The organism is Microbacterium maritypicum (assembly GCF_008868125.1).
Lineage (GTDB): Bacteria > Actinomycetota > Actinomycetes > Actinomycetales > Microbacteriaceae > Microbacterium > Microbacterium maritypicum.
Window position 1 is genome coordinate 438,282 of sequence record NZ_WAAQ01000002.1, and the last position, 24,834, is coordinate 463,115.

The 24,834-nt window shown below is 63.1% G+C and carries 28 protein-coding genes; 11 read left to right on the forward strand and 17 right to left on the reverse strand.

Translation table 11 applies throughout. The features are described from left to right. The first annotated feature begins 9 nt into the window (after positions 1 to 9). Positions 10 to 672 (forward strand): hypothetical protein, encoded by a 663-nt coding sequence (locus tag F6W70_RS17835; RefSeq protein WP_164743609.1) that lies wholly within the window; start codon positions 10 to 12, stop codon positions 670 to 672. Here F6W70_RS17835 and F6W70_RS12775 read toward each other — a convergent pair. Continuing rightward, positions 553 to 837 (reverse strand): helix-turn-helix domain-containing protein, encoded by a 285-nt coding sequence (locus F6W70_RS12775; protein ID WP_205802387.1) that lies wholly within the window; start codon positions 835 to 837, stop codon positions 553 to 555. The genes F6W70_RS17835 and F6W70_RS12775 overlap by 120 nt on opposite strands. Before the next feature lie 262 nt (positions 838 to 1,099). On the opposite strand from F6W70_RS12775, the gene F6W70_RS12780 reads away from it, so the two are divergent. Both F6W70_RS12780 and F6W70_RS12785 read left to right on the forward strand, forming a co-directional pair. Continuing rightward, a complete protein-coding gene (locus F6W70_RS12780) occupies positions 1,100 to 1,522 on the forward strand; it encodes a hypothetical protein (RefSeq protein ID WP_151486922.1) in 423 nt (140 codons plus the stop codon). A gap of 86 nt (positions 1,523 to 1,608) precedes the next feature. Further along, positions 1,609 to 1,986 (forward strand): hypothetical protein, encoded by a 378-nt coding sequence (locus F6W70_RS12785; protein WP_151486923.1) that lies wholly within the window; start codon positions 1,609 to 1,611, stop codon positions 1,984 to 1,986. Between the two features lie 24 nt (positions 1,987 to 2,010). Here F6W70_RS12785 and F6W70_RS12790 read toward each other — a convergent pair whose 3' ends face one another. Next, positions 2,011 to 2,523 carry an HAD domain-containing protein gene (locus F6W70_RS12790; RefSeq protein WP_151486924.1) on the reverse strand — a complete coding sequence of 171 codons (513 nt, stop codon included), beginning with the start codon at positions 2,521 to 2,523 and terminating at the stop codon, positions 2,011 to 2,013. A gap of 290 nt (positions 2,524 to 2,813) precedes the next feature. On the opposite strand from F6W70_RS12790, the gene F6W70_RS12795 reads away from it, so the two are divergent. From F6W70_RS12795 to F6W70_RS12825, 7 genes are all read left to right on the forward strand, one after another. Continuing rightward, a complete protein-coding gene (locus F6W70_RS12795) occupies positions 2,814 to 4,838 on the forward strand; it encodes a hypothetical protein (protein ID WP_151486925.1) in 2,025 nt (674 codons plus the stop codon). Further along, a complete protein-coding gene (locus F6W70_RS12800) occupies positions 4,835 to 5,269 on the forward strand; it encodes an ASCH domain-containing protein (protein ID WP_151486926.1) in 435 nt (144 codons plus the stop codon). The genes F6W70_RS12795 and F6W70_RS12800 overlap by 4 nt, the downstream gene beginning before the upstream one ends. A gap of 95 nt (positions 5,270 to 5,364) precedes the next feature. Next, the gene (locus F6W70_RS12805; protein WP_151486927.1) at positions 5,365 to 6,000 is read left to right on the forward strand and encodes a Fe(II)-2OG oxygenase family protein; all 636 of its coding nucleotides are present in this window, start codon (positions 5,365 to 5,367) and stop codon (positions 5,998 to 6,000) included. Then, positions 5,997 to 6,914: a hypothetical protein gene (locus tag F6W70_RS12810; RefSeq protein WP_151486928.1), complete on the forward strand. Its 918-nt coding sequence runs from the start codon at positions 5,997 to 5,999 to the stop codon at positions 6,912 to 6,914. The genes F6W70_RS12805 and F6W70_RS12810 overlap by 4 nt, the downstream gene beginning before the upstream one ends. A gap of 556 nt (positions 6,915 to 7,470) precedes the next feature. Further along, positions 7,471 to 8,889, forward strand: a complete 1,419-nt coding sequence (locus F6W70_RS12815; RefSeq protein WP_151486929.1) for a hypothetical protein — start codon at positions 7,471 to 7,473, stop codon at positions 8,887 to 8,889. Between the two features lie 517 nt (positions 8,890 to 9,406). Then, positions 9,407 to 9,976 carry a TlpA family protein disulfide reductase gene (locus tag F6W70_RS12820; RefSeq protein ID WP_151486930.1) on the forward strand — a complete coding sequence of 190 codons (570 nt, stop codon included), beginning with the start codon at positions 9,407 to 9,409 and terminating at the stop codon, positions 9,974 to 9,976. Next, positions 9,973 to 10,734 carry a cytochrome c biogenesis CcdA family protein gene (locus tag F6W70_RS12825; RefSeq protein ID WP_318278892.1) on the forward strand — a complete coding sequence of 254 codons (762 nt, stop codon included), beginning with the start codon at positions 9,973 to 9,975 and terminating at the stop codon, positions 10,732 to 10,734. Before F6W70_RS12820 ends, F6W70_RS12825 begins: the two co-directional genes overlap by 4 nt. A 98-nt stretch (positions 10,735 to 10,832) precedes the next feature. Here the strand turns inward: F6W70_RS12825 and F6W70_RS12830 are convergent, their stop codons facing one another. The 13 genes from F6W70_RS12830 to F6W70_RS12890 all read right to left on the reverse strand — a co-directional run bounded on the left by F6W70_RS12830 (position 10,833) and on the right by F6W70_RS12890 (position 22,675). Further along, positions 10,833 to 12,191, reverse strand: a complete 1,359-nt coding sequence (locus F6W70_RS12830) for a peptidoglycan DD-metalloendopeptidase family protein (protein ID WP_151486931.1) — start codon at positions 12,189 to 12,191, stop codon at positions 10,833 to 10,835. A gap of 193 nt (positions 12,192 to 12,384) precedes the next feature. Beyond that, complete coding sequence (locus F6W70_RS12835; RefSeq protein ID WP_151486932.1) at positions 12,385 to 13,068, reverse strand: copper resistance CopC family protein; 684 nt, start codon at positions 13,066 to 13,068, stop codon at positions 12,385 to 12,387. Further along, a complete protein-coding gene (locus F6W70_RS12840; RefSeq protein WP_151486933.1) occupies positions 13,065 to 14,963 on the reverse strand; it encodes a bifunctional copper resistance protein CopD/cytochrome c oxidase assembly protein in 1,899 nt (632 codons plus the stop codon). Before F6W70_RS12840 ends, F6W70_RS12835 begins: the two co-directional genes overlap by 4 nt. Further along, entirely contained in the window at positions 14,960 to 15,475 is a 516-nt protein-coding gene (locus F6W70_RS12845; RefSeq protein WP_151486934.1) for a DUF3515 family protein, read from the reverse strand. Before F6W70_RS12845 ends, F6W70_RS12840 begins: the two co-directional genes overlap by 4 nt. Further along, positions 15,460 to 17,064 (reverse strand): apolipoprotein N-acyltransferase, encoded by a 1,605-nt coding sequence (gene lnt, locus F6W70_RS12850; RefSeq protein WP_318278893.1) that lies wholly within the window; start codon positions 17,062 to 17,064, stop codon positions 15,460 to 15,462. The genes F6W70_RS12845 and lnt overlap by 16 nt, the downstream gene beginning before the upstream one ends. Then, the gene (locus F6W70_RS12855; RefSeq protein ID WP_151486935.1) at positions 17,048 to 17,998 is read right to left on the reverse strand and encodes a cytochrome c oxidase assembly protein; all 951 of its coding nucleotides are present in this window, start codon (positions 17,996 to 17,998) and stop codon (positions 17,048 to 17,050) included. Before F6W70_RS12855 ends, lnt begins: the two co-directional genes overlap by 17 nt. A gap of 25 nt (positions 17,999 to 18,023) precedes the next feature. Beyond that, positions 18,024 to 18,359, reverse strand: a complete 336-nt coding sequence (locus tag F6W70_RS12860; protein WP_151486936.1) for a DUF6804 family protein — start codon at positions 18,357 to 18,359, stop codon at positions 18,024 to 18,026. Further along, the gene (gene lspA / locus F6W70_RS12865; protein WP_151486937.1) at positions 18,356 to 18,895 is read right to left on the reverse strand and encodes a signal peptidase II; all 540 of its coding nucleotides are present in this window, start codon (positions 18,893 to 18,895) and stop codon (positions 18,356 to 18,358) included. Before lspA ends, F6W70_RS12860 begins: the two co-directional genes overlap by 4 nt. Continuing rightward, the gene (locus F6W70_RS12870; RefSeq protein ID WP_151486938.1) at positions 18,888 to 19,562 is read right to left on the reverse strand and encodes a copper resistance CopC family protein; all 675 of its coding nucleotides are present in this window, start codon (positions 19,560 to 19,562) and stop codon (positions 18,888 to 18,890) included. The genes lspA and F6W70_RS12870 overlap by 8 nt, the downstream gene beginning before the upstream one ends. Next, positions 19,555 to 20,469, reverse strand: a complete 915-nt coding sequence (locus tag F6W70_RS12875) for a cation diffusion facilitator family transporter (RefSeq protein WP_151486939.1) — start codon at positions 20,467 to 20,469, stop codon at positions 19,555 to 19,557. The genes F6W70_RS12870 and F6W70_RS12875 overlap by 8 nt, the downstream gene beginning before the upstream one ends. Positions 20,470 to 20,478: 9 nt before the next feature. Next, complete coding sequence (locus F6W70_RS12880; protein ID WP_315985398.1) at positions 20,479 to 21,468, reverse strand: NAD(P)-binding domain-containing protein; 990 nt, start codon at positions 21,466 to 21,468, stop codon at positions 20,479 to 20,481. After that, on the reverse strand, positions 21,465 to 22,130 hold the full coding sequence (locus tag F6W70_RS12885) for a DsbA family protein (protein WP_134352971.1): 666 nt from the start codon (positions 22,128 to 22,130) through the stop codon (positions 21,465 to 21,467). Before F6W70_RS12885 ends, F6W70_RS12880 begins: the two co-directional genes overlap by 4 nt. A gap of 71 nt (positions 22,131 to 22,201) precedes the next feature. Beyond that, positions 22,202 to 22,675: a hypothetical protein gene (locus F6W70_RS12890; protein WP_029259136.1), complete on the reverse strand. Its 474-nt coding sequence runs from the start codon at positions 22,673 to 22,675 to the stop codon at positions 22,202 to 22,204. A gap of 258 nt (positions 22,676 to 22,933) precedes the next feature. On the opposite strand from F6W70_RS12890, the gene F6W70_RS12895 reads away from it, so the two are divergent. Continuing rightward, positions 22,934 to 23,206: a hypothetical protein gene (locus F6W70_RS12895; protein ID WP_029259137.1), complete on the forward strand. Its 273-nt coding sequence runs from the start codon at positions 22,934 to 22,936 to the stop codon at positions 23,204 to 23,206. A gap of 81 nt (positions 23,207 to 23,287) precedes the next feature. On the opposite strand, the gene F6W70_RS12900 is transcribed toward F6W70_RS12895, so the two are convergent. Both F6W70_RS12900 and F6W70_RS12905 read right to left on the reverse strand, forming a co-directional pair. Next, the gene (locus tag F6W70_RS12900) at positions 23,288 to 24,154 is read right to left on the reverse strand and encodes a F510_1955 family glycosylhydrolase (RefSeq protein ID WP_045278977.1); all 867 of its coding nucleotides are present in this window, start codon (positions 24,152 to 24,154) and stop codon (positions 23,288 to 23,290) included. Positions 24,155 to 24,214: 60 nt separating this feature from the next. Next, positions 24,215 to 24,814: a DUF305 domain-containing protein gene (locus F6W70_RS12905; protein ID WP_029259139.1), complete on the reverse strand. Its 600-nt coding sequence runs from the start codon at positions 24,812 to 24,814 to the stop codon at positions 24,215 to 24,217. Positions 24,815 to 24,834 lie beyond the last annotated feature (20 nt).

Here is a 24,834-nt window from a genome sequence, read left to right on the forward strand (position 1 = left end):
AGACGCGGGGTGACGATGCACACGGGCGAATACGACCTTGCCCTGCGCTTGATCATCGACAGCTGGCAAGAGCGACCTGACGCGCGCTGGCTCCGAGCCTCGTGCTCGTATGCGCCGGCAGTTGACCTGCTCGTGACGCTAACGCACCCTGACGTCACGCTCAGCTTGTTTGCACTCGCCGAGAGCGACTCCCAGCAGGTCGAAGGGCTTATCGGGCTCGTCGTAGGCATTGGAGGTGGAAGCCGGACGGCGGAACTGGAATCGACCGCAGCCACGGTCGTAGCGGTTCACCGCGCCGCGATGTACACCGCGATCCGAATGCCGAAATCGAGCGGGGCGACGGTATCGAAAACGCCATTTGAGAAGGGGGTCGCGGAAGCGTCCTACCGTGAGAAAGCGGTTCTCCTGCGCCACGTCACGCGCTCCGGCAGAAGAGCGGACATCGTGGAGCGTGCTGTGCGTGCGGCACCTGCATCTCGGGTCGTATCCCGGCGCATCGTTCCCGGCTGGGCTGACGATGCACCGTGGGTCACGCAGGGGACTGAACAGCGCTCAGCGACTTCGAAGATCGGGAGCGTTCCCCGGGACCAGATCGGTCAAGGTGATGCCGAGCACCTGGGTGAGAGCCAGGAGAGTTCGCAACGTCGGGTTAGCCGAGTGGCCGGGGCGTGATTCGCCCTTCTCGTACTTCTGATACGTGTACCGGGTCAGCCCGGCGCGGTAGGCCACGTCTTCCTGGCTCAGATTGGCTTTGTGGCGAGCAGTGCGAAGGGAAGTGGCGAAGCGCTGCGCGAACGCAGCCCAATCTGCTTCCAAGTCGTCGTTCCGCTGGCGCACCTTCCAAGCGTCTAGATCCGGGCGCTCATGTTTGGCCTAATCGGTATGGCATAATTTGGGAGGCCATACGAAACAATCATCATCTTCGTCGGATTGCTCCGCTACTCCCTGCACGTGTGCTGCCCATCCCGGTGACTGGCGGTCGCGCCGCGGGATCGGCCCGTGCATGCGACCGCGAAATGTGATGGTGTGCGTCATGTGTGAGGCGTTCCCGATCTGGTGGCAGGACATCACGAGTCCGCCGCCTACAGAATGGGTGTACATGTTCGAAGAGTTCACCGGCGATGACACCGCGGAGGAATGGGCACTGGCTGCCGCCATCTTCATCGCGCAGACTCGACGCCGCACGGGCCTCGGTCCGACGTTCGCCGAACTCTTCACCCACCTGCTGCCCGACACCGGTGGATTGCCGGGTCCTTTCCCAGAACTCGAGTTCATGGAGCGCCGACGGGCGGTCACGGGATTTCGAGGTCACGCCGCTATCGAGTGGCGTCGTCGAGGAATGATTAGCTTCGACAGGGCCGTGATGCGCAGTCTGCGCGTAGGGCGCGCGTTCCGTGAGCATTCTCGACTGCGGCAACAGTCCCGAGCGTCCCTAGTTGCCCGTAACGGTTCGAAGCATTCCAGACTGGTACTGCCTGAGGAACCGCTAGAGGTGGCTGACGAAACGAACGAAGGTACGTAGGCTCCCATTGAGCCGAGGTACCCGTGAGCCACCACTAGCCCATTCGAGTCGTCTAGAGCGGAGAACGTCAATCAGGAGGGGACGATATGACTGAGGACGCTCCGCCGGGGCTTCGGCGGATCATTGCTCGCATCGAACCTGGCTGGCCTGAGCTCATCGATGTGAGCTCCGGCTGGTACCCGCTTCTCGACCGGCTTGACAGAAAGCTCGCGGCGATCGCTCCGGGCTACGTTGTTCAGCAGGTCAAATCGAAGTTCGGCTCTCTCAGTTTTTACGCTCGGGCATCCGAAGACGTCTACGACTACAACCAAGAGTTCAGCGAAGCCATCCTTGCCGCTGAGTGGGAGAGCACGACGACCTGCGAAGAATGCGGGGCGCCGGCGAGGACCTACACGATCCGAATGTGGGTGTGGGCACTCTGCGCATCTCACGCCCGTGCCAAGGCCGAGGAAGCCGCCGAATGAACGCCCGCAGTGCCCGGCGGGCGTTCAGAGTCCGAGCTGCTCGGCTAGAAACTGATCAATTCCCCCAATATCGGCAAGGGTGACGCCCACGAACTTGTTGGGGCGGACGACCAGCGACGGGACCTCCGTCATCGCGGTTAGCCGTTGCTCAGCCTCCTCGGGAGCTTGATCGTCTACCCACACGACTGCGTTTGGGCTCGTCTGCCGGATGTACGATGTCAGGCTCGCCGTCCGCCATCCACGCTTGGGCCAGTTCTGCCAGGGCACGTACGGGCCGATGAGCTTGCCTCGCAACGGCTCGCGGATCAACCAGCCGACCTGATCACGCGGCCACGTCGTCAGCCAGGCGACCTGCACGCCGGGTCGCTGGGCGAGGTCGTCAAGTGCGTCCACCATGTCATCGTCGACCGTCATCCAGGAGCGCCAGCCTTCATCGTTCTGATGCGGCGCGGGCTCTTCGTCGCGGTAGATCCGGGAGATTGTGCCATCGACATCGAGCGCAAGCAGTGCAGTGCGCTGATGAGAACGCCTATCCACGATCAGACACCTCTGCGCGAGTTTGCGGTGTTCGGGCTGGCCGGGTATTCGGCCGCGTTGGCGTGACGAACGGGGGCTCCGAGATGGCCATAGCGCGAGCCTAGGACCACTGTGGCTCGGGTGCGAGTCGCTCCTAGTCATGGAGTACGACGGTCGCCGCATAGGCCAGGAGGCGACAGTCATCGCGCGCAGTTGCACGGCATCGGCAACGGCAATGGGTGCATGACTCCGTCTTCACGCGGTCTGGGGTGTTATCCCGCGGAGACGTTCCTACCCCTACGCTTAGCGCTATGTCGCGGGTGAAGATCTATCCATGGGATGCAACACGCGGCCAGGCGGACCAAGAGTACGCACGCGTAATCGAACTGCACCGCAAGAACCGCACGACGCTCGGCCATCTTCCTTTCGCCGCGTTTGAGGAGGCGGGAGCGCGGCGACGACTCATTCTCGGTACGGTCGACAATGTTGTTCAGGGCTATCTCCTCTACAGCACGCCGCGCCAGCAGACACTGAAACTTGTACATGTCTGTGTTGATGCGCTCGCACGTGGGACCGGCCTCGCCAAGGCAATGGTCAACGCAGCGATCGCTGCGAATCTCGATCGTGCAGTGATCACCGCGCACTGTCGGTCGGACTACGACATGGACGGCTTCTGGCGATCGCTGGACATGGCGCCGACTGCTGAACGCCCTGGCAGAGCAGCTAAAGGCTCGACGCTCACGATCTGGACACGCAAGATCGGGCAACTCGACCTGCTTGAGAGCGCCCTCTACGACTCCTTGCGCCCCATCGCCGTGCTCGATTCGAACGTCGTGATTGACCTGTATGCCTCGAACCAGATGGAGCGCCCAGACCGAGAGGAGTCGAAGGGGCTGGCCGCGGACTGGTTGGTGGATGTGGTTGAGCTCGCGGTGTCACCAGAGGTGTCCGTCGAAGTCAATCATTTGGAACCGCCCGTCGAACGGCAACGGGTGCAACGCAGTCTCCAGGGACTGGTCGCGCTGCGACGACGCGAGACAATGAGGCCGCTCGCAGCAGAGTTCGTCGCGCGCATGTCTACCGCGGCGATACAGCGAGACTCCAGCCTCCGAAATGACGCTAAACACCTCGCGGACGCCGTGCTTGCTGGTGCCGACTACTTTGTTACACGGGACGAGAGCTTTCTCGCAGCCACGGCGGAGTGGGCGCGAGAACAGTACGCCATCGACGTGCTCCGTCCAGTGGATTTGCTTCGTGCGTTTATCCCCCCGTCCGCGCCGACTGAGTTCCGCTCTGGGCAGTTGGAATCGGCCGGCCTGCGCTGGCAGCCCGTAGATCAAGTCACCGCGGATCTAGAAGACGAGTTTGTCGACATCCGCAACGGCGAGAAGGGGACAGTGTTCCGGAAGCAGCTTCGTGCGGTGCTTGCGAGACCGGCCACGGCGCGCCTTGAGGTTCTCCTCGATGATCGCGGGCGGCGTTGGGCTCTTCTCGGAACGGAATCTACCGACGATACGCTCCGCGTTTCGGTGATGCGGGTCGCGCGAGGTTCGCTCGGCGGAACTATCGCCTTCCAACTGACTAGGTACCTCCGTGCCCTGGCGTTGGAGCGAGCCGCGGGCGCCGTGTCGATCGTGGAAGGGGCTCTGAACCCGGTGTTGCGAGCCGCACTTGTCACCGACGGCTTCCAATCCGAGCCACCTACCGCCCGGCTTGCACGCCACCCGGATCCGTCACAGACCGCCTCCCTTACCACCCCGGCGGAAGTGACGGAGTATGAGCGACGGCACTGGCCGCAACTCCTGCTTGGGACGGATGTCCCCGTGAGGGTCGTGCCGATCCAGCCGCGCTATGCCCGCGAACTCCTTGGCTTCAACGACACTCTTATCCAGGTCCGTGATCGACCCGCCCTTGGGCTCGCTCGCGAGTTCGTGTACTTCGCGGCGCCAAAGATGAAACACTGGGAGATCCCAACCCGGGTGCTGTGGTATGTCACCAAGGACCCGACTGCCCCTGAACACCGCGCAGTTCGCGCCGTCGTCGCACACTCTCGTGTGGTCGACGCCGAAGTGATGCATGTGCAGGACGCAGTTGACCGGTACCGAACCCTGGGGGTCCTCCGGGGCGGGGAGATCCAAGGGCACGCAAAAGACGGGAAGGTGCTGGTGCTGAGATTCGAGGACACACACGTGCTTGACGCGCCGCTGGGGCGAAAATCACTCGATGCGCTACTACGCAAGCACGGTGTCACCACCTCACTCATCACGACACGCACTGGAACACCCGGGCTCTTCGATGACGTCATTCGAACTCAGGCTGGATGGGAGGGACGATGACCCGCGCTCTGTTCCTGTCGATAAAGCCGCGGTACGCGAGGTCAATCCTCGAAGGACGCAAGACGGTCGAAGTCAGACGCAAGTTCCCCGACCTCCCCGCCGGCACAACCATCGTGCTTTACTCGAGCTCGCCGGAGCGTGCGATCGTGGGCACGGTGCGCCTCAAGCAGGCAAGCAAACTGCCACCAGACCGTGTCTGGGAGCTGCACTCGGACGCGATCGATATCGCAGAAGAGGCCCTCGGTGAATACCTCGAAGGCGCTGACGCCTCCACCCTTCTCGAAGTTGAGCACCCGAGAGCGTGGGAGCGGCCAGTCTCCCTCGCTTCGCTCCGAGCTCTGCTGGGATTTGGGCCCCCACAGAGCTTCCGCTACCTCGATTCACTGCAGGTCGAGCTGATCGCCAGCAGCGGTTCGTCCGAAACCTACTGACGTCAGCGGAGCAGGCGGGCTTCTCGGCGTTCGGCGTTGATGGGCACCACCGTGTATACGCGTCGTTGTCCTAGGGTCGCGGTATCGTCACCAACGTGGATATCGACAACGCCCTGAACGAGCTTCGATGGAACGGGTGGACCACGGTGACAGGGAAACCGATCGAACTTACGACTGCGTTGATCATCAATGGTTACTCGAGGGCGGCAACGCAACGTGGCGCGACGCGGCAGACCTTAAAGCCCGTTTCGAAGAGTGATGCGCCGCGTCTCACGATGAGTGCTCAAGTCGGCTTCGGCGCACAACCCCTGCACACCGACGGCGCACATCTCAGGGAACCACCCGACGTCATCGCTCTCTATTCCGCGGAGCCCAACAACACACCGACGTACGTGTGGTCAGCGACAACAAAGAACGGGACGCCCTGGCATCCCGAGTTCGCCCAGTTCGGCTTGTTCACCGTCCGCAACGGGAGAAACTCTTTCCTCGCGGCTGCCGCCGAGGGGGCGACCGTTCGCTTCGATCCAACGTGCATGAGCCCCGCAGACGGGTACGCGCGGCAGGCAGCGGAGCATTTCTCGAGTCTCAAGCCGGTGGCGCATCATTGGGATGAAGCGGACACGATCCTTCTCATCGACAACCGGCATTGCCTACACGCCCGGGGCGAGGTCTCCGCGGGAGACGCTGAGCGTGTGTTAGAACGACGCACCTTCCAGTGGAGCCGGCCATGACGCGATTGATGCCATATGACAGCGAAGGGCTGTGGCTCAAGAGCAGGCTCTTCATCAACCGTGCCATGGACGCCGCTGTCGAGTTTGAGGAAGCAGCCTTCTGGGCATGTTGTGCGCTCGAGCTGCTGGGCAAGAGCGCGCTCTCTCGAGTCAGTCCCTTACTGATCGCACTCCCAACGGACGACGGCACTAGCCTGCTCGTCGCGAGTGGTGCGGTCGAAGGTGCCGATAGCTTCGTCACGATTCAGGCGAAAGCGGTGTGGGCGCGCTGTGGTCGAGCGTTCAAGCAGTTCAACGTCCCGGAGGCGAAAGTGCTCTCGCTCGGCAGGAATGCATACATCCATTCGGCGGATATTGGCTTCGACGTCATTCCTCCGGCAGACTGGTGGCCACGGTTCTGGGCCCTCGCTCACGTACTCATTGCTCACTGTGACAAGGTCGTGGAGGACTACGTCGGGGCGGCGCGCGCCGTTGTGGTCGAGGAGCATTTGGAGACGAACAGAGCCAATCGGGATCGACGGCTGAAGTCCCTGATCGAGAACGCGCAACTGCGTCTTCGTCTGCACCTGTCGAACAGTATGGCGGGACGTATGCAGATCGACTGGGATCGATTCGAGAACACCGCCAGTGGCTGGAGTTATCGCTCTTCGCATGAATGCCCTGCTTGCGGTAATGGGGCTGATATCGGAGGCGAAGAGATCCTGGATCGCGAGCTCGTGCGAGCGTCCTACGATGACCCAGATCCGCACGTCACCCTAGTCATTGCTACGGAGGAACTAGCCTGCGAATCCTGTCACCTTATCCTTGGCGAAGCAGATCTTCTTGAGCGGGCCGAAGTCGATCTTTCGTTTGAGGCAGAAGGATCCCTGGAGGACGTCGCCGAGCTGTTCGAAGAGGAGTACAACAATGAGTGAGTCTCGGAGCGCGCGCACACGTTGACCTCGCCCGGTTTGGACGACGACGCTCCTTCGCTCAATCCGGTGCTTTTCTGATCATCGAGGACGTCGAGACCTTCTTCGCGATAGCCCGTGCGGCCAGATACTTCTCGGTGAAGATGTGCGGGCGCTTGGGCTTCGTGGCTCCCCATGGCGTCGAGTCTTTCAGAGCCTCGTAGCGCTACTCTGCCGATCGCAGAAGACAAGGCTCTACGAAGAGCGCTGAAATGATTACCAGCTTGACTGGTCGTTGCTGCGGACTCGCAGGGACCTCCAGGCAGAACAGTTTCAGCATCGCGCGCCCGCGTCGGTCTCCGGCAGTTTCGGGAGAAGGGTATCTTCACGCGCTCGGCGCGAATCGCGGAATTCGAGGGAACTCGTGGTCCCGATCCGCACCCGCACCCAGGTCTTAGCGAGAATCAATCGAGCTCTCGGGCGGAAGGGGGGACCCATACGCACCGCGGGAGCCTCACTCGCTACGCTTACTCGGGACGAGCGCTGGGCTGACGACGCTCGTCTGATTGATTGGAGGCACATGCTTGTTCTTGGGGTCAACGCTGACGATAAGGGTGCGCAGCTGGAGGCGCTCGTGCGAACGATCTTGCGCGGCCAGGGCTTCGAGGACGTCCGCCTTAATGTGATTCGTGCTGGGGGAAACGAGCTCGACATTGTGGCGAACCTTTCGACGCAGGTTGCAAATTCCACGCACCGAACGCCGTTGGTCGGTGAGGCGAAGGCCTACGCGACCCCGATCAACATGCCGATGTGGCAGCGATTTCTTGGAAAGGTGTTCATCGAGCGCCTCAGTGCCCCGCAAACGATCGGCGTGATGATCGCTTTGAATGGAGTCAATGGGAACGTCTACGGCAGTTACCGGACCCTTCAGGAACACTCCATAATGCTCCTAGTCGGAGACGACCTCATCGAACATGCGCTCTCCACATCCGAGATCTCACCTATGGCGGTGGCAAGAGAGAATGTGAAGCAGCAGTTCAGGGCCGAGCCGATCGACCTTGACATTGCCTACTATGGCGGTGCCTACAGATGGGTTGTTCGATGGTCGGTGGACAGTTACTCGGTGGTCGACGGTCATGGGCATCTGCTTTCGTCAGAGGCACTAGAGAGTCTTCGGGGGGCGCTCCTAAGCGAAGTCAGCGGCGAACTGACGGCGACTGAGGAGGCGCTGGCGCTAGCGGAGGTGTTGCATGACGTGCATGTTGAAACCATCGGAAGGCTTCTCTCGGGAGAAGTTGTACTGACGAGCGCGCAGGGCAACGAGGAGATCCATCAATGGCTCGCGCAACGGCCGTACTGTCGTCTCGACCATGATCGCCTGACGCTGATTGACCCAACCGACCTTGACGCTCAAGGGGTCTCAAGCTTGTTCCTTGACCTATTCGAGAACAAGGTAAGCGTGCGACGATTGCAGTTTATGGTCGATGGACATCACTTGCCGTATCTCACTCGCATGATAGAACTGCTCCCCGATCTCCAGGAAGGTTTCGCCCTCGCAGCCGAAGACCGGGCCAAGTTACTCAGCATCTCGGCACCGTTTCCATCTGCCTGGGTTGCTATCGCCCGTCCCAACCCATTGATCACGGTGCACCGCGCGGACGAGACGGAAGCGCCAGACGCTAACGTGGAAGCTTCAGATCTTTCGGCCTTCTGGGAATCAGTATCCGGTGCGATTCGCGCTGATTTCAGCAACCCGATGTTACGAGGATTCCTCTACGACCATCTCGGGGTGGCGGAGATTGAGCAGGCCACCTCATATCGATACAAGTCCAAGACGAGTGTCCTTGGAGAACTGGAGATCCTCGTTCGCGACAAGATCGGGCGACTGGAGGATGGCCTCGCGGGGGAGGCCGGTACGCGCCACCTGCTCATTCGAGCACTGGCTTCAGCTCCAGAGCCCTGGGATCACGATCATCCTGAACCGCTACCGCTCACATGATGATCCGAGGTGAGCCTGGTGGGGTCAGACGGAGAAATATCTGCTCGTTACGACGGAAGTGGATACGGACTTTTGCTCATAGTAGTGAGGGGGGACCCGAACCTCGCAACAGCAGCTGAATACGACCGCTCTCTCGTGCTGAAAGTCTGATAACTCTCTTGAGACGAACCGCCTCGTGAGCCGCACGTGACCGACGCGGAATTCTGCGGCAGTCGTGTCTCGCGTCATGACAACTGTCGTGAGATCGGACAATTGTCGTTTCTCACGAAACCTGTCGCTGTTCTCATGAAAGGTGGCGGATTCTCGCGGATGTTGTCACACGGTCTTCCGGGATCGACACCTGTGTCAGCAACGCCGAGGTCGCCTACACATCAACTAGCTCTGGAGAAGCGTCGGAAGCGGCAAGCGATTTCGACAGTGCGGTGGCGTGGTTCGGCGGACGCATAGGGGATCTGCGTACAGTGCGAATGTGCCTCGAGACCCACGCTTTCGTACCGTTCGTGGTGCGGCGGGAATCATGCTCGCTGCGGTGTTCGCGATCGGTCTGAGCGGGTGTGCGCCGGATCCGGTCAGCGATTCCTTCCTCAAGGGTGAGAACACCGGGTATGTGGCGGCCGACGGCGCGATCGTCGAGATCCCGATCGCCGAGCGGAGCGAACCGGTCGCCTTCAGCGGCATCACTGAAACTGGTGATGATTTCGACAGTGCGGACAACGCCGGCAAGGTCACGGTGGTGAACTTCTGGTACGCGGGGTGCGCGCCGTGCCGCATCGAGGCGAAGGATCTCGAAAGCGTTTGGCAGGAATACGGCGGCGAGGATGTAGCTTTCATCGGCATCAACACCCGCGACCAGGCCGACACTGCCCTAGCTTTCTCTGACGAGTTCGGCATCACCTACCCGAGCCTGATCGACGTGAACACGGCCGAGGCGAAACTCGCTTTCTCCGAGGCTGTGCCGATCCAGGCGACGCCGACGACTCTCGTGCTCGACAGACAGGGCCGTGTCGCCGCCCGCATCATCGGACCCATCGACGGCACCTCGATCCTTTCGACGCTCGTCAAGGACGCCCTAGCGGAGACACCGTGAACGCCGACTCCATCATCGGGTCCGGTGCGCTTTGGCTCGCAGTCCCCGTCGCGATGCTTGCTGGCCTCGTGTCGTTCTTGTCGCCCTGCGTGCTCCCGCTGGTCCCCGGCTACCTCGGCTTCCTCGGCGGAGCGGTCGCGCCGCGGACGAAGGGGGACGCGACGAACGCAGTCGCGCCTGAGCGCCGTCAGCTCGTGGTTGGCGTGCTGCTGTTCATCCTCGGCTTCAGTGTCGTATTTGTTCTCATTACTGCGCTGGGCGGGACGGCCGGCGTGTTCTTCCTGCGCTGGGGTGACCTGGTCACGCGTATCCTCGGCGCCGTCGTCATCCTGATGGGGCTTGTCTTCCTCGGGGTGTTCAGTTTCGCCCAGCGGGAGGTCCGCTTCCACGTCGGCTCCCGGGCCGGGGTCGTCGGGGCGCCGCTACTTGGAGTGGCACTCGGTATCGGCTGGGCGCCGTGTATGGGTCCGACGCTTGCCGCGATCATCGCGCTTTCGTTCAACGCCGGCGACCCTGTCCGGGCTGGCTTCCTCGGCCTCGCGTATTCGCTCGGCCTGGGCATCCCGTTCCTGTTGGTCGCGTTCGGGTTCGGTTGGGCGGCGAAGACGGTCGAGTTTCTCCGCCATCACATCCGGGTGCTGAATGTTTGCGGCGGTATCCTGCTGATCGTCCTCGGCCTCCTGATGGTGACCGGGCTGTGGACCGACATCATGTCGCGGCTGACGGCGGTGATGGGCAGCGTCATCCTCCCTCTCTGAGATCCCTAGCAGGGATGTCCGCGAGTGACGACTGGAGCAGTCCTCTCTACCCGACTGCTCATTTCGACGGCGCCACTTCGTGATCCCGTTTCGGAGCCTTAGATGTAGACGCCGCGGTCTTCCATGAATCGGACGGGGTTGGTGTAACCACCGTTGATGTACACCTCGAAATGCAGATGGCAACCGAAGGATCGGCCGGTGTCGCCGGCGTAGGCGATGACCTGGCCGGAATTGACCCACTGCCCTCGACCGACGGCGATGCCACCGGGTTTGATGTGGGCGTAACCGGTGCTGACCCCTCCGCCGTGTTGGATGCGGACGTAGTTGCCGTAGTTGCCGTTGGCGCCGGCGTAGTCCACGGTTCCGGAGTTGGCGGCGTAGATCGCCGCTCCGCAGCCGTTGGCCATGTCCGCGCCGTAGTGGTAGCTCGAGGAGCAGCCCTGCGACCCGCAGATGGGGGTCCGCGGGCCGTAGCTTGAACTTCGGCCGCCTCCGTGGGGTCGAACCCAGCCGCCGCTCCCGGCGGAGCCTCCGCCGCCACCGTTGCCGCCTCCGTTGGCTGCGGCTTCGGCGGCTTCACGTTCGCGACGGGCTCGCTCTTCGGCCGCGCGTGCGGCTACACCCGCCTGGTAGCCAGCGACTGTCTGCGTGGTGGTGTCTTTCAGCGCGGCGAGCTGCGCCTGCATCGTCTCGAGGTTCGCGGCTTGCTCGTCGAGCGCGGCTTGCGCGGCGTCGGCTGCTTCTTGTGCGGCAATCATCTTCTGCTCTGCGACCTGCTGTAGTCGGTCCCGTTCGTCGCGGGCGACCGTGGCCTGATCGGTCAGCGATTGGGCGGTGTTGCGCGCCGAGATTGCGTCATCGTAGACCGACCGGTTGTACTCGAGCAGCTTGTCCATGGTGCCCAGCCGGGACAGGAGCTCATCGGCGTTGTCCGCGGAACCGGAGAAGAACAGTTGCAGTGCTGAATCGTCTCCACCGTTGCGGTACAGCTGTGCCGCAACTTGACCGGCCCTGCGGGCCGAGGTTTCGGCAATCGCTGATTGTTCGTCCGCCTGCGCCTGCAGGCTCTCGGCTTCCGTGATCGCAGCGAAGTATTCCTGTTGTGCTGCGTAGAACTCGTCGGAGGCTGTGTCAGCGGCAGCCTGGGTCTCGGCGACTTTCTGCGTCAAGGATTGGATCAGCCCTTCGATCCGGGTGATCTCGGCGGCCTTGGCAGCTTCGTTGCTCTTGGCGCGTTGGACATCGTCCCAGCTCGGGTAGGACGCAGCGTGCGCCGCTGAGACGCCGGAGCCGATACCGAATGCAGCGAATGCAGCGACGCCGAGCGCGCCGAGTCCAAAAGCGCCACGTCGAGTCACACTCAGCTTCCAGAATGAGTCGCGTTCGGCGGGCGTGGGTGCACACCCGCATTCTTCAGCCGCCTCCGTAGCAGCCGCGGAGACGCGTCGTTCGTTCACTGTGCCCTCTCCTCGAGCTCGGCTTCGTGGATTCTGCTGCCATGGGCGTGCAGATTGGCCATGCTCGCGTTGCCCGCCGTCTGGTCTATCGTCCGTTCGTGGGGGCCGAAGTCGCGCCGACTCGCCCGTGATCTCTGATCTGTGGCCCATATCTGACGCATCGAACTTGAGTTCGACTGCCCTGACACGAAGCTCACGCTTTCGGGTCCGTGTGGCCGTCGGCGCTCAACCGGTTGTGTTTTTTCTTCTTCACTTGCCGTACAACAACGGTGGCGGTGATCACCGCGGCACCTATGACAGCAACGGCGATGATGAGCGGGATCGCGATCGAAGCCACCTCGTCCTCGCCTGCGGATACCACCGGGGCAGGTGTGTCCGCTGCTGGCGGTTCGGTGGTTGGCGCGGCGGAGGGCGACGCCTTTGCCGGTTGGATCCGTGATTGTTCGTTCCCGCATGCTGGTTTGTCCCATCCCAGCCCTGGCTCGATGCCGGTGGGAGCGTACGTGAACGTGAAGCTCTCGGATATGGGGTGACCGTCGCTGGAGACGGCGTTCCACAGCACGGTGTAGACGCCCGGTTCCCCGAGTGCGACCGGGGTGGTGAGGATATTGCGGTCGATGGTGGAGCAGCTGGATTCGTAGAAGAGGCCGTCGGGTCCTTGCACTTGGGCGAAGCTGGCCTGGCTGAAGTCAATGAGTTCCCCGCTGAACGTGAGAGCGACGTCGTCAAGTTGGGTGACGGTTTCGTCTGCCCCGGGCACGGTGTCCAGGAGGTTGTCGTGCGCGAGAGCTGCGGGGGCCGGTGCGGCCACGATTCCCAGTGTGATGAGGGCTAGAAGTGTGCTGGCGAGCCAGCGGGTGCGGTGGGTGGAGGTCACAGGTGCGGGTCCTTTCGTACGGTGGGCACGGGGGTGCTACCGGTAGGTCGGTTGTTGCGTTTCGTGTGGAGGACGGAGAAGCCGGTGAGGATTGCGAGCGTTCCGGCGATCATCAAGGTGGCGCCTCCGGCGAGGGCCTGGTCCTGGAGAGGGGTGGGTCCCCACGTCCGCCCCATGGCGCCAAACCACTCCGCGACGATGAGGTCGGAGCGAGTGCTAGTGGCGATGCCGAAGAACGCTGCCACGCCTGTGAGTGCAGTGAGTGAAGCCCACCGCCACCGCCCCTCGGGACTCGTGGACGCGTTCAGGGAAAGCGATCGCACGAAGAGGCACCCGGTGACGAGGAGCTGGCTGATCATCCATTCCGCTCCGAGCTGGTCGTAGAGCGACCATCGGAACAGGTCGGAGTAGTGGAACAACCACAGCGACGTGGCGAAAAGAGCCGCGGAGACGACGGGGCGCAGAGTAAATCTGGCCAGCGGGCTGTGGGCGGCCCAGAGAAGCCATTCGCGCGGTCCTCGGCTTCCATCGTCCCGTGGATGGATGACCAAGGTTGCGAGGGTGATCGGCGTCGCGAAGACAAGGAGCAAGGGGATCGCGAGACTGAGGAGAGCGAAGGAGAGGAATCGCATACTGATGAGCGCGTCGTCGTAGGCTGCGATCGGCCCACTGGTCGTCCACAGAAGCGCCCCCATCCCCGCAATCCAGCTGATCGTCCGCCTGGCTGTCCACGGATACCCGCGGCGCCGTGCGCGTCGGACGCCGACGAGGTAGAAGACGATTCCGAAACCCGCGACGAGCACCCAGAGGAGGTCGGGGCTCCACGCCGTGAACCATCTCTGCAGGGTGAGTTCGATCGGGACGGGTGCGTCGGTGAGGATCTCTGCGGCGGTGGTCTGCGGGAGTGTGATCGTGTCGGCGGGGGCGGCGGTGCGGGCGAGGGCGGCGGCGGCCCCGCTCGCGATACCCATGAAACCGAGTTCGACGCTCACGATCATCCAGAAGGCGCCACGGCCCTCGTTGGCCTTTGCGATGAGTCGACGGCGGTAGGCGGCACCCAGGACGCCCATGACCAGAAGAGCGCCGATCTTTGTGAGAAGGATGATGCCGTACGGTGAGGCCAACTCCTCCCACCGGCCGAGGGCAGTGAGCGCCCGCACATATCCCGAGACGGCGACGCCGATGAACGCGATGAGTGCCACCGTCGAGTACCGGCGGAGCAGGTTCTCGAGTTCGTGCGGAGAGCTGATCGGTCGCGCGACGACGAGCAGGATGAGACCTCCGAGCCATATTGCCGCTGAAATGACGTGCAGGACGAGGGACATGACCGCGGGATCGTGGTTGGCGAGCTCACCCGAATGGCCTTGGGTGGCCATGGGTATCAGGCTGATGATCGCGAGCACGGTTGTGATCAGCACCGCCCCATAGCTGCGTACAGCGAATGCGAGGACTGTCACGACCGAGGCGAGGATCGCGGTGATGAGCCATGATCGTCCCAGCTCGGTGTCGAGGAGGAAGCGGCCGAGCTGCGTGCCGAACTCGGCGCTCAGGCTCACTTGCGGATTGAATGAGGACAGGAAGGTGAGGAAAGCCACCACCCCGCTTGCGATGGTGAGGATGGCGGCGGCGGCGGAGGCTATATCGAGCGCGACGGTGAACGGTTTCTCTCCCAAGGGGAGAGCGAACACCGCCAGCACCAGAGGCCCGAGCATCGCCGCACCGGAAAGATTGACGAACAGCTTCGCGGCTGGGAGTCCCCATCGCACGAGCGCTCCAGGGTCACTGGTGAGTCTCGGTGCAGCTCCTCCACCGATCGCAAGCCCGACCACCACCGCGATGAGTGCGGCGACAACGAGAATCGTCGGCCCAACGATCCGGAGAACGACGGGATTCATGGAGCGGTGTCTCCCGTCTCAGCGTCCGCGACGTCTGGGTCTTCGGTCACAGGCGCCGTGCATTCACCGGTCTTGGGGAGTTGCTGGATCGCTCCGGCGAGAGATTCAAGAACCGCGTCTGCAGACAGGGTGGTCGTGTCTACGTACACCTGGGCAGCTGGATCTCGGCCGTAGGTTGTGAGCCGCAGATTCGGGGTCTCCTCCTCGTCGACGATCCAGTCGACGCCCCCCAAGCTGACACATTGCAGCGTGGTGGGGGCCGGGGGCTCCACCCCGCAGGTGAGGAGCACGCTGCTGGGGGTGCCCCATGCTGCGGTGGCCTGAGCGTCCGTCCAGACGCGAGCCTGGTCGCCAATCGAGTCCGGTAGGCGTACGGCGACCTCTGCGCACAGCGGGTCATTCGCGTTTGCTGCGGGCTCGAGGTGGACGGTGGGTGCGCAGCTGCTGAGTAGAAGCAGTGCGCACAGTGCCGCGACGGAGGTCAGAATCTTGAGTTTCACAACTTCGTCCATCCGTCTTCTGGGGAGTCAGCATCCGCTGGCCGCTGTCGGATCGACATGACGAGCAGCGCCAGTACGGTTCCGGTACTGAGCGTCCAGCCGAGCCAGGGCATCAAAACGACAGCGAGGGTCGTGCCGGTGTGGAGGGGGACCTCGGTGATCTTCGCCGCGGTCGTGTCCACCGCAACCTGAGCCAACACCTGCCCGTCGCTGCCGATGACTTGACTGGTCCCGGTGGTGGAGACGTTCACGGCAGTTCTCCCTGTTTCGATCGCGCGCATGCGGGCGATGGCCAGCTGTTGGAGGTTCTCGTCGGTGCCTCTGAAGTCCGCGTTGTTGGTTTGAAACACGAACATCTGCGCGCCAGAGGCCGCGCTTTGGTGGATGACGTCGTCGTAGATGACGTCGAAACATATCGCCAGACCGATGGGCACATCGCCAACATTCACGAGGGGCGTGTTGGAGCCGGGCGTGTACTCCCGTTGTATCAATCCGATGAGGTCGGGGGCGATCGCTTCGTAGAACCAACGGTCCGGGACGTATTCGCCGAAAGGGACGGGGTTGGCCTTGTCGTGGAGCTGCTGCGGCCCGGCGCTCGTCCACAGCATCGAGGTGTTGAACGTGTCGGCTCCACGAGTGGTCGCCGCATTCACCAGCGCCGGAGCGCCAGCACCCTGCACGAGTCGATCAAGGCGGCCTGCGACGGCGACATCGCGCAGGGGATCGGCGTCGACGGACCCTTCCGGCCAGACGATGAGGTCCATTTCACGCCCCAGAAGAGGAGCGGTCGCTTCTTCCTGCGCGCGCAGGATGTCACCTGTTGTCCTGGTGTCGAAGTAGCCGCTGGGCCCGTTGCCCTGCACCCATCCGACGCGCATCATTCCCGCTTGCTCGGTGGGGAACAGAGGGACGGCTATCGCGGCAACGACGATGACTGCCGCTGCTGCTGCTGGCTCCCATCGACGGAGGATGAGGGCCTCCACGACGCTCGCGCAGACGAGAACCGTCAGGAAGGACAGCCCGGTGGTCCCCACCCATGATGCGGCCTCCGCGAGCGGGCTCTCGGCAAGGCTGAAACCGACGCGCGCCCACGGGAACCCGGTGTATGGCGTACTCCCCATCAGCGTTTCCCGCAGCACCCACACCCCGGCGACGAGCACGGGAGTGATCGCGCGATACCCGTGTCGCGCCCGGGTGGTGGCGACACGATAGGCGAGTGCGATCAGTGCGCCGCCGGCACCGAATAGCAGGGATTCCAAGCCAGCCAGCGCGACCCACGGGATGGGCCCCAGATACCGTGAAACCCATACCAGGTGGGTGAAGTAGAAGGTCGCGCCGTAGACGAGGGAGATCAGGAACGCCTTGGGGAGAGAACGTCCGCGGAGCGTCCACAGCCCGATGGTGACGCTTACGAACGTGGCAGGCCACCACCCGTTTGCGGGGTAGCCGAGATCCAGCATTCCTCCTGCGATGGCGGACGCGACGATCGCTACGGGGAAGGGCGCCGCGGCTGGCAGGCGCGCGTTGTGCTCTCTGGGGTTGCCGCGCTTTGATTGGACGGAGAGGGCGTGTCTCACCAGCGGGTCAGCGGTCACGGTCATGAGAGCTCAGTTTTTTGAGGTAGGCGTTGTACGTGTCGAGGTCGGCGTTCCCGTGCGCGTCGGCGTACCGGTCGGCCGCGGCAGCACGAGCGGTGTCGCTGCGGAACCAACGATGCATCACGTAGATCAACATCAGCACGGTCGGGGCTTCACCGTAGGACCATGCCAGAGCGCCGGCTAGCTGCTGATCGGCGAGGGGATCGATGCCTAGCGCCTCTGTGGGGGCGACGAATGAGCCGACCAGGATCGTGCTGGCCATCATGAGGAACACCCCGAAGAACGCGTGCAGTGCGGCTTCAGCAAACACGTCCAGTGCGCGCGCACCATGGCCCAACCTGATCGGCAGAGGATCGGAGGACAAGATGGGGATGGTGAACAGCATGCCGGCGAGGAGGAATCCGACCTCGAGCGCGACGTGACCCCCGGCGAGAGCGAGGATGGCATCGGCAGCACCCGCAAGGTAGATGCCGTAGAACGCGAACAGGTAGAGCGGGACAGTGGCCCACGGGCTGAGTACCCATCTCGCGACCGGGCTTCGAAGAGCACTGTGGGCCGCTGTGAGGACTACCCGTCCCGCTCCGTGATGCGGCGTTGCTCGCAGAAGAAGGGTTCCGGGTGAGCCGAGGACCAGTAGCGGCGGCACCATCATCATCAGAGTGAGCTGCTGGAACATGAAAACGGACACCAGCGCCTGGCCGTAGGTTTCAACGCCCAGACCGGTGACCGCCGCGAGGAGAACGCATCCAAGCAGAAAGCTGATCGTCCGCCACACGGGCCAACGACGCCCGTGCGTCCACAATCGGATCGCTCCGACGAGATACAGCGCAGCGAGGATCCCCGCGACGATGGGTAGCACCGGAAGCGGGATGTCGGCCGGTGCGAGGAACGTCTGCAGAGACGGGGGACTGCTGGGGATCTCGCCGCTCACACGCATGGTCGTGACACGAAGCTCACGCCGCTCACTTCCGGATCACCTTGATCGTCGCACCCGCTACCAGGAACACCACGGCCGCGATGGGCTGTGCTGTGGTCCACACGACACCGGAGAAGGGGAATGGCATCACCGGATTCCAGAGCACGGCGATCGCGAGGAAGACCGGGATCCACCACCAGTGACGCGCCTGCAGCGCAAACCACGCGACGATCAGCCCGAAAATTGAGGCGATGAAGAGGACGAGGGGTGCCCAGTTCGCCTGGAAGAGCGCCGGGGCAAGGAACAGGATCGCGGCGGCGACGAGGCTGGGGGCCAGGGCGTTCCGCTGGTACGTGGAGGGGACGCGTTCTTTGGGACTCATGGGTGAACCGTTTCTTCGGCGGGTACAGGGTCGACGGGATCGGGGCGGGACGCGGGGTCTGGCCGGCGACGGCTTGTGCGCAGACCCGCGACGATGAGGAATACGGCACCGATGCCGAGAGCGACGTCGGCAAGGTTGCCGATGAACAGGTTCCCGTAGGCGAGGAAGTCGGTGACGTGCCCGATCCCGAACGCGGGCGGCGAGAATAAACGGTCGATGAGGTTTCCGATCGCACCGCCCACGATGAAACCGAAACCAACCGCCGACCACACGTCCCGGGCTCGGGTGGCGGCACCGATCAGGACCGCGGTGACAGCGACCCCGATGACGGTGATGACCCACGTGGAGCCTTCCCCGAGCGAGAAGATCGCCCCGGGGTTGAAGGCCAGTTGAAGACCGAGCCAGTCACCGATCAGCGGTATACGCGCATCTTGCCGCAACGTATTCAGGGCAAGAGTCTTGGTGCCTTGATCGATCAGGATGACGATGGCGGCGACGATGAGCACCACGGCCAACCGGCGGACTCGATCACGCATCGGCGTCTTTCTCCGTAGCTGCGGCATCCTTGGCGGCCTGGGCGCGGTCGCGCCGGTGACGCTGGCGCCCAGCCATAACCACGCCCACAACGCCGATCCCCAGAATCAGTGCCAGACCCGAGAGGAAGAACAAGGGCAGCAGTTCGAAAGCACCGCCGCCGGATGCCGTGCCACCGTATGTTTGCGCGGGTCGAGCCGCTTCCGGCTCCTCCGTGCTTTCTGGGGAGGTTTCAGGGGTGGGGCTTGTGGTCGGAGTGCTGGGTTCCGTGTCCATCGCGGGCGTGACGGTATACACATACTCCCCGGCGATCGGGTGTCCGTCGGCAGAGACGGTTTTCCAGCGGACGGTGAAGATGCCAGTTGCGGCGTCGGGGGAGAGGTGTTGAGTGATCGAGTCACCGCTCACCGTTGGCGGGTCGACGGCGACGTTTGCTCCGCTTTCATCGACAACCTCAACGACCGTTGCGTCGTCACCACCGGTGAGGGTCCCGGTGAACATCAGAGAGATCTCGTCGGGAGAGCCGTTGATGGTCGAATCGGCGGTGGGGTACGACGAAACGAAGTCGTCATGAGCGGCGGCCGGAGATGCAGTCCCAAATACGACGGATGCCGACAACAACAGGGTGGTGAGGACGGCAGTGGTGCGTGCCGAGAGGCGTTTATGCATGGGTGTCGTGCTCTCCGGGGTGGGATTCGGGTTCGATCTGAAACGTGGAGTGTTCGATGCTCACGGCGAAATGTTCGCTGACGCATTGCTGAAGTGATGTCAGCAATGCGGCGGAAGCTTCCATCGTGACGGTGTCATCGACCACAACATGGGCGGTGAGCGTGGGGAGGTCGGTCGAGACCTGGGTCGCGTGGAGGTCGTGCACAGCGACCACGTGCGGAAGGGCGAGGATGTGGCGGCGGACATCCTCGAGGTCGAGGCCGGCGGGTGTGGACTCCAACAGCACCCGACCGGATGCTCGTAACAGGATGAGGGTGCGGGGGATGATGAGCAGCGCGATCAAGACACCCGCGAGGGCGTCTGCCTGATACCAACCGAAAACGGCGATGAGGATGGCGCTGGCGATGACGCCAACGGAACCGAGGGCATCGTTGACGACCTCGAGGAACGCGGCGCGCATGTTGAGATTGCGTCCGCGGCCGCTGAACAACACGAGCATGGAGGCGATGTTGGCGACGAGACCGACGATGCCGAAGAACAGCAGACTCCCCGAAGCGATCTCAGGGGGCTCGAACAGCCGCCGTACGCCTTCCACGAGCGCGAAGATGCCCACTCCGAGCAGCAGAGCTGCTTGAGCGAGCGCACCGAGCACCTCCGTGCGTTGAAGACCGAAGGTGTATTTGGGAGTCGGGGGACGGTTCATCAGATGCGCAGCGGTGACGGCCATCGCCAACCCGATGACATCGGTGAGCATGTGTGCAGCATCAACGAGCAGTGCGAGGCTACCTGTGATGATCGCGCCGATCACTTCGACGATGAAGACCGAGGAGGTGATCGCGAACGCGATGACCAGGCGATTGCGGGGAGTGGCGTCACCAATACCGTGACTGTGCCCTGTTTCTGTCATGGTGCTCCTTTACGGCCGTCCAACGATGAGCCGGGCGACGGTCGCCGCATCGCGACTCGCCCCAGCGAGGGTGTCAGCGTCCGCGCGGGAGTATCGCGGCATGCCAACAGTGAACAGTCCGGGGATGCGTGCACTGACGTGCAATGGCTGCCCGGGCGGCTCCGAATCGGGCAGCCATGTGTCTGCCGGCCTGTATCCGGTCGCAAGGACCACGGAATACGGCTTCATGGACGCCCCATCGGCGAACATCACGGTGTCTCCGCGAATCTCCGTTACGGCGGCGGCATGAGTGACGTCTGTCGAAGCTACGCGGGGGCGTGCCTCGGACATCGGACCCTTACGCCGCAGCCTTGACCAGATGGGCCGCTCTGATACTCGTGAGGGTTCCGCTCGAGTGGAGAGGGTGACGTCGTGGGAGGACGCGAGTTCCTCAGCAATCTCCACTCCGCTGTATCCGCCGCCAACAACCAACACGGGGCCGGGGGGTACCTGCGCGGGGTAGAGGTACTGGCTGGAATGCAGCACAAAACCGGGTACTGCTAGTTCCTGGCGCCACCCCGGTATGCGCGGCACGGCGGCAGCTCCCGTTGCGCAGACCACATTTCGGGTTTGCACTTCCCCGGCGGAGGTCGACAGATGCAGCGTGGATCCGTCGCCCAACCGGTTGACTCCAAGAGCTCGTGTGCTCCACACGGTTTTCACACCGATGGCTTTCTCCACCGAAGACAGGTAGTCGGACATCTCATCCGCACTCGGATGACGGTCTTCATCGCCCGGGAAAGGGAACCCGCGGACGACACTGTGGCGTGCCGCACTGCGTAGTTTCATCGACTGCCGCCGTGTGACCCAGCTTCGTTGACCGGGGGTTGCAGAATCGATGATCACGAAGTCTTTCTGTGGCTCAAACCCGGAGGACCTGAGCGCGGCGGCTGTCGCCAATCCGGAGTGCCCGGCGCCAACGATGATGACGCGACGGTGCGATAGCGAATGCGCCATCATTCAGCACCGTTCACCGCGGCTTCAATGCTGTCCTCCAGATCGGTCCACGTCTCCAGTACGACAGGCTCCCCATCGATGAAGAACGAGGGGGTACTGCTGACACCGAGCTGCTCACCCTCGTCTAGATCAAATTGAACCCGTTCTGCTGTCGCAGGATCAGCGACAGCCTCATCGAACGCGGCCATGTCCAATCCGAGTTCCTCCGCAAACCCCCGGAACAGGTCCGCCCGCGACTCTTGAGCCTCACCCCATTGAGGCTGCGTCTCGAACAGGCGGTGATACATGTCTTCGAGGCGGCCCTGCTGCGCTGCGGCTTCGGCAGCGATCGCGGCGTTCTTCGAGTTGAGGTGACCCGGCAGCGGGAAGTAGCGGATCACGTAAGTGATCTCGCCATCGAACTTGCCGCGGAGATCCTCGACGAGGGGATAGAAAGCACCGCAGGCCTCGCACTCGAAATCGAGGAACTCGACAACCGTCACCGCCCCTTCCCCTCCGTCATCGAGGACATGCGAGTTCTCACGGACGACCTGTGGACCATCAGCGGGCCCCGTCTCGGGTGCGGCAGCTTGATTCTGATTGATGAGGACGAAGACCAGCGCGACGACCAGCAACACCACGGCAAAAGCCACGGTGACAAGTACCGCTTTCACGGAAGATTTCATAGACACTCCAAACACACACAACGAACGAGGACGACCAGTGGAGCGCCATCGAAAAGATGGCGCCGCCAGGGTCAGGTCCGCGACAGAGAAAGCTGTGTGAGAGAAGGAGGCAATGCGAACAGGCGCCCCGTCATGGCCGCCAGTGATGGTGCGCGCGGCAAACGTTCGCGAATGCGAGAAGAGGGGACGTGACGGAGGAAGGTCCGCGTGACGATGAGCACCAAGAAGCAGCAGATGATACCCAAGAGGCACCCGGCAACACCGATCATGATGTCGTTTGCTGTGTCCCCGGTCACGAATTGTTCGGCGGTCGCGCCGGCAACGCTTTCACCCGAACCCGCCGAGACATGGCCGGCGGAAGGCGTTCCTAGTGACGACGAGGATGTCGTGCTCAGATACGGAGTCGCGTCCGTCGCGTCACGGTGGCCGCCCGGCCATGCTCCGACAACGAGAAGAAGCGCCAGCCCGAGGGCTGTAATGATCTTCGTTATCAGGAAATCGTCGGCGCGGCTGGCGCAGTTGCGAGTGCGACCGTAGACGACCATGACCTCAGGATGCTACCAGCCCCACCAATCAAGATTCCTTGCGAACTCGTGAGCCACGCGCTGGTTCTACCGGCGAAACGAGGAAGTCTTGGGACGTCCGCTGAGCCAGCCCATCGCCCATTCAACTGGGCCAGTTCCGGCGAAGCGCCACCACAGCCAACCCACCACGATCATGCCCGGAACGATCACCAGCCAGCCCAAGTAGAAGTTCTCTGCAGAGCGGCCATACGCGTTACTCCAGAGCGCGATGAGGCCGCCATGCAGCAAGTACAGGGACAACGCCACCCGACCGCACGCGCACAGGGGAACAAAAGGGGTCTGCTGCTCGGCGCGCAGCTCGTCGGCACCCGCGGTGCGGAGATCTCCAAGCGCGTCGACACCTACGCCACGGCTCTGCACCACGGCATGACCGTCGCAACGATGAGTGACCTCGACCTCTCCTGCACGCCCCCGCTCGGCTCCCCATGGGACGCCGTGCAGCTCGCAACGCAGGCATGGGAGCGCCAAACTCGGACGAGCACTTTGGTGTAAGTAACCCCTGGGATCGGCTACCTCAGCCCAAGTCGTTGCTGCGATCCGAACCCGGGAAAGATTGTGACCGTTCGGGGCGGCCTAGCGGGGCAGCGCAGTGAGTCCGCTCTGATCGAAGACCAAGATGTCGCCGCCGTTCGTGATGGTGATCGCTTGTGCGGAGCCGTGGGTTGTGCCGGCGGGAACCCACTCCGCGCCTGATGCGGGTCTGACCCAGATCTGTCCGCCGTTGCCGACACCGACGAGGCGCTTGCTATCGGGTGAAGCGGCGAGGAGGTAGAGCAGCGGTGCATCGTTCACGGTGGTGAACGTGGCGCCCTCATCCGCGCTGACTTGCAGCCCGTCGGGTGTGGCGGCGAACAGTTGCCCTGCGGCGTCGATGGCGAGGTTGACCGCGACGACTTCCCCGGCGGGCGACCATGTCTGTCCGGTGTCGTCGCTGCGGAGCAGTTCGATGGAGTCTGACGCAAGCCCGTACAGGCTCTCGTCCGGGCCGGCGGCGAGAGCGTGGAAGTCCTTCTCTCCGGTGAGCGAGACCGGTGACCAGGATCGGGCGCTGTCGTCGCTTCGGATGATTCCGAGGTTGGGGGAACCGAGTTCGGGGGCAGTCGTTCGCCCGGGGTGTCCAGACGCGATGAGGGTATCCCCGATGGCGGTGAGGCCCATCGCGTCAAAGTCGGTGTTCTGGACGCGGTCGCCAATTTCGCCGTCAAGCGTGGCCGTGTAGATCCCGTCGTGGGCGCCCAGTAGGTAGCCGTCTCCTGAGGGGTCAGGCACGATCGCGTGGACGTGTTCGATGGTGGTGGCGTGGTCGTGTCCGGTGGTCGGCTCGGCAGGTGCTGTGCACCCGGCGAGCACGATGCTGGCCGCGATTGTCGTAGCGATCGTGAGTGCTCCGCGACGTCGCAGGCGGGAAGTAGGCAGGGTGAAGTTCTTGAGGGTTCGCATGATGGTGTCCGCAAACAGATCTATGGGTGGGGTGCGGGAGTCCCGCACCCCACCCGTGGATCACGGAGTTGCGAGGATCTCCTTCATGGTGGCGATCTCTTCCGTTTGCGTGTCGATGATGGTCTCGGCCAGTGCGACGGCGTCGCTGTTCTGACCGTTGTCGACTTCGTCTTGCGCCATGTCGACGGCACCCTCGTGGTGCTGGATCATCTGCTCGAGGAACAGACGCCCCGCATCGGGACCGGCGGCATCTTCGAGGGCCTGCATGTCCTCTTCGGACATCATGCCGCTGCCGTGATCCATGCCCTCCATGCTGTCCATCTCCGCGCCCCAGTCTTCGAGCCACTGGTCCATCTGCTGGATCTCGGGCTCCTGAGCGGCTTTGATTTCTTCGGCGAGAGAGACGACGCGCTCGTCAACGCCGTCCTTGCTGAGGAGGACGTCGGACATCTCGATGGCCTGTGCGTGGTGTTCCTTCATCATGCTGGCGAACATGATGTCGGCGTCATTCGCATCTGCTGTCTCTGCGGGCGCGGACGAGCTGCCGCCGTGGTCCATGCCTTCCATGCCGTTGTCGGATCCGGTGGTTCCCGCGCAGCCGGCGAGGGCGAGCAGTGCGGTGAGGGTGAGTGCGGCGATCGCCGCGGGTCGAATCTTCATGAGGGTTCTCCAAGGGTCAG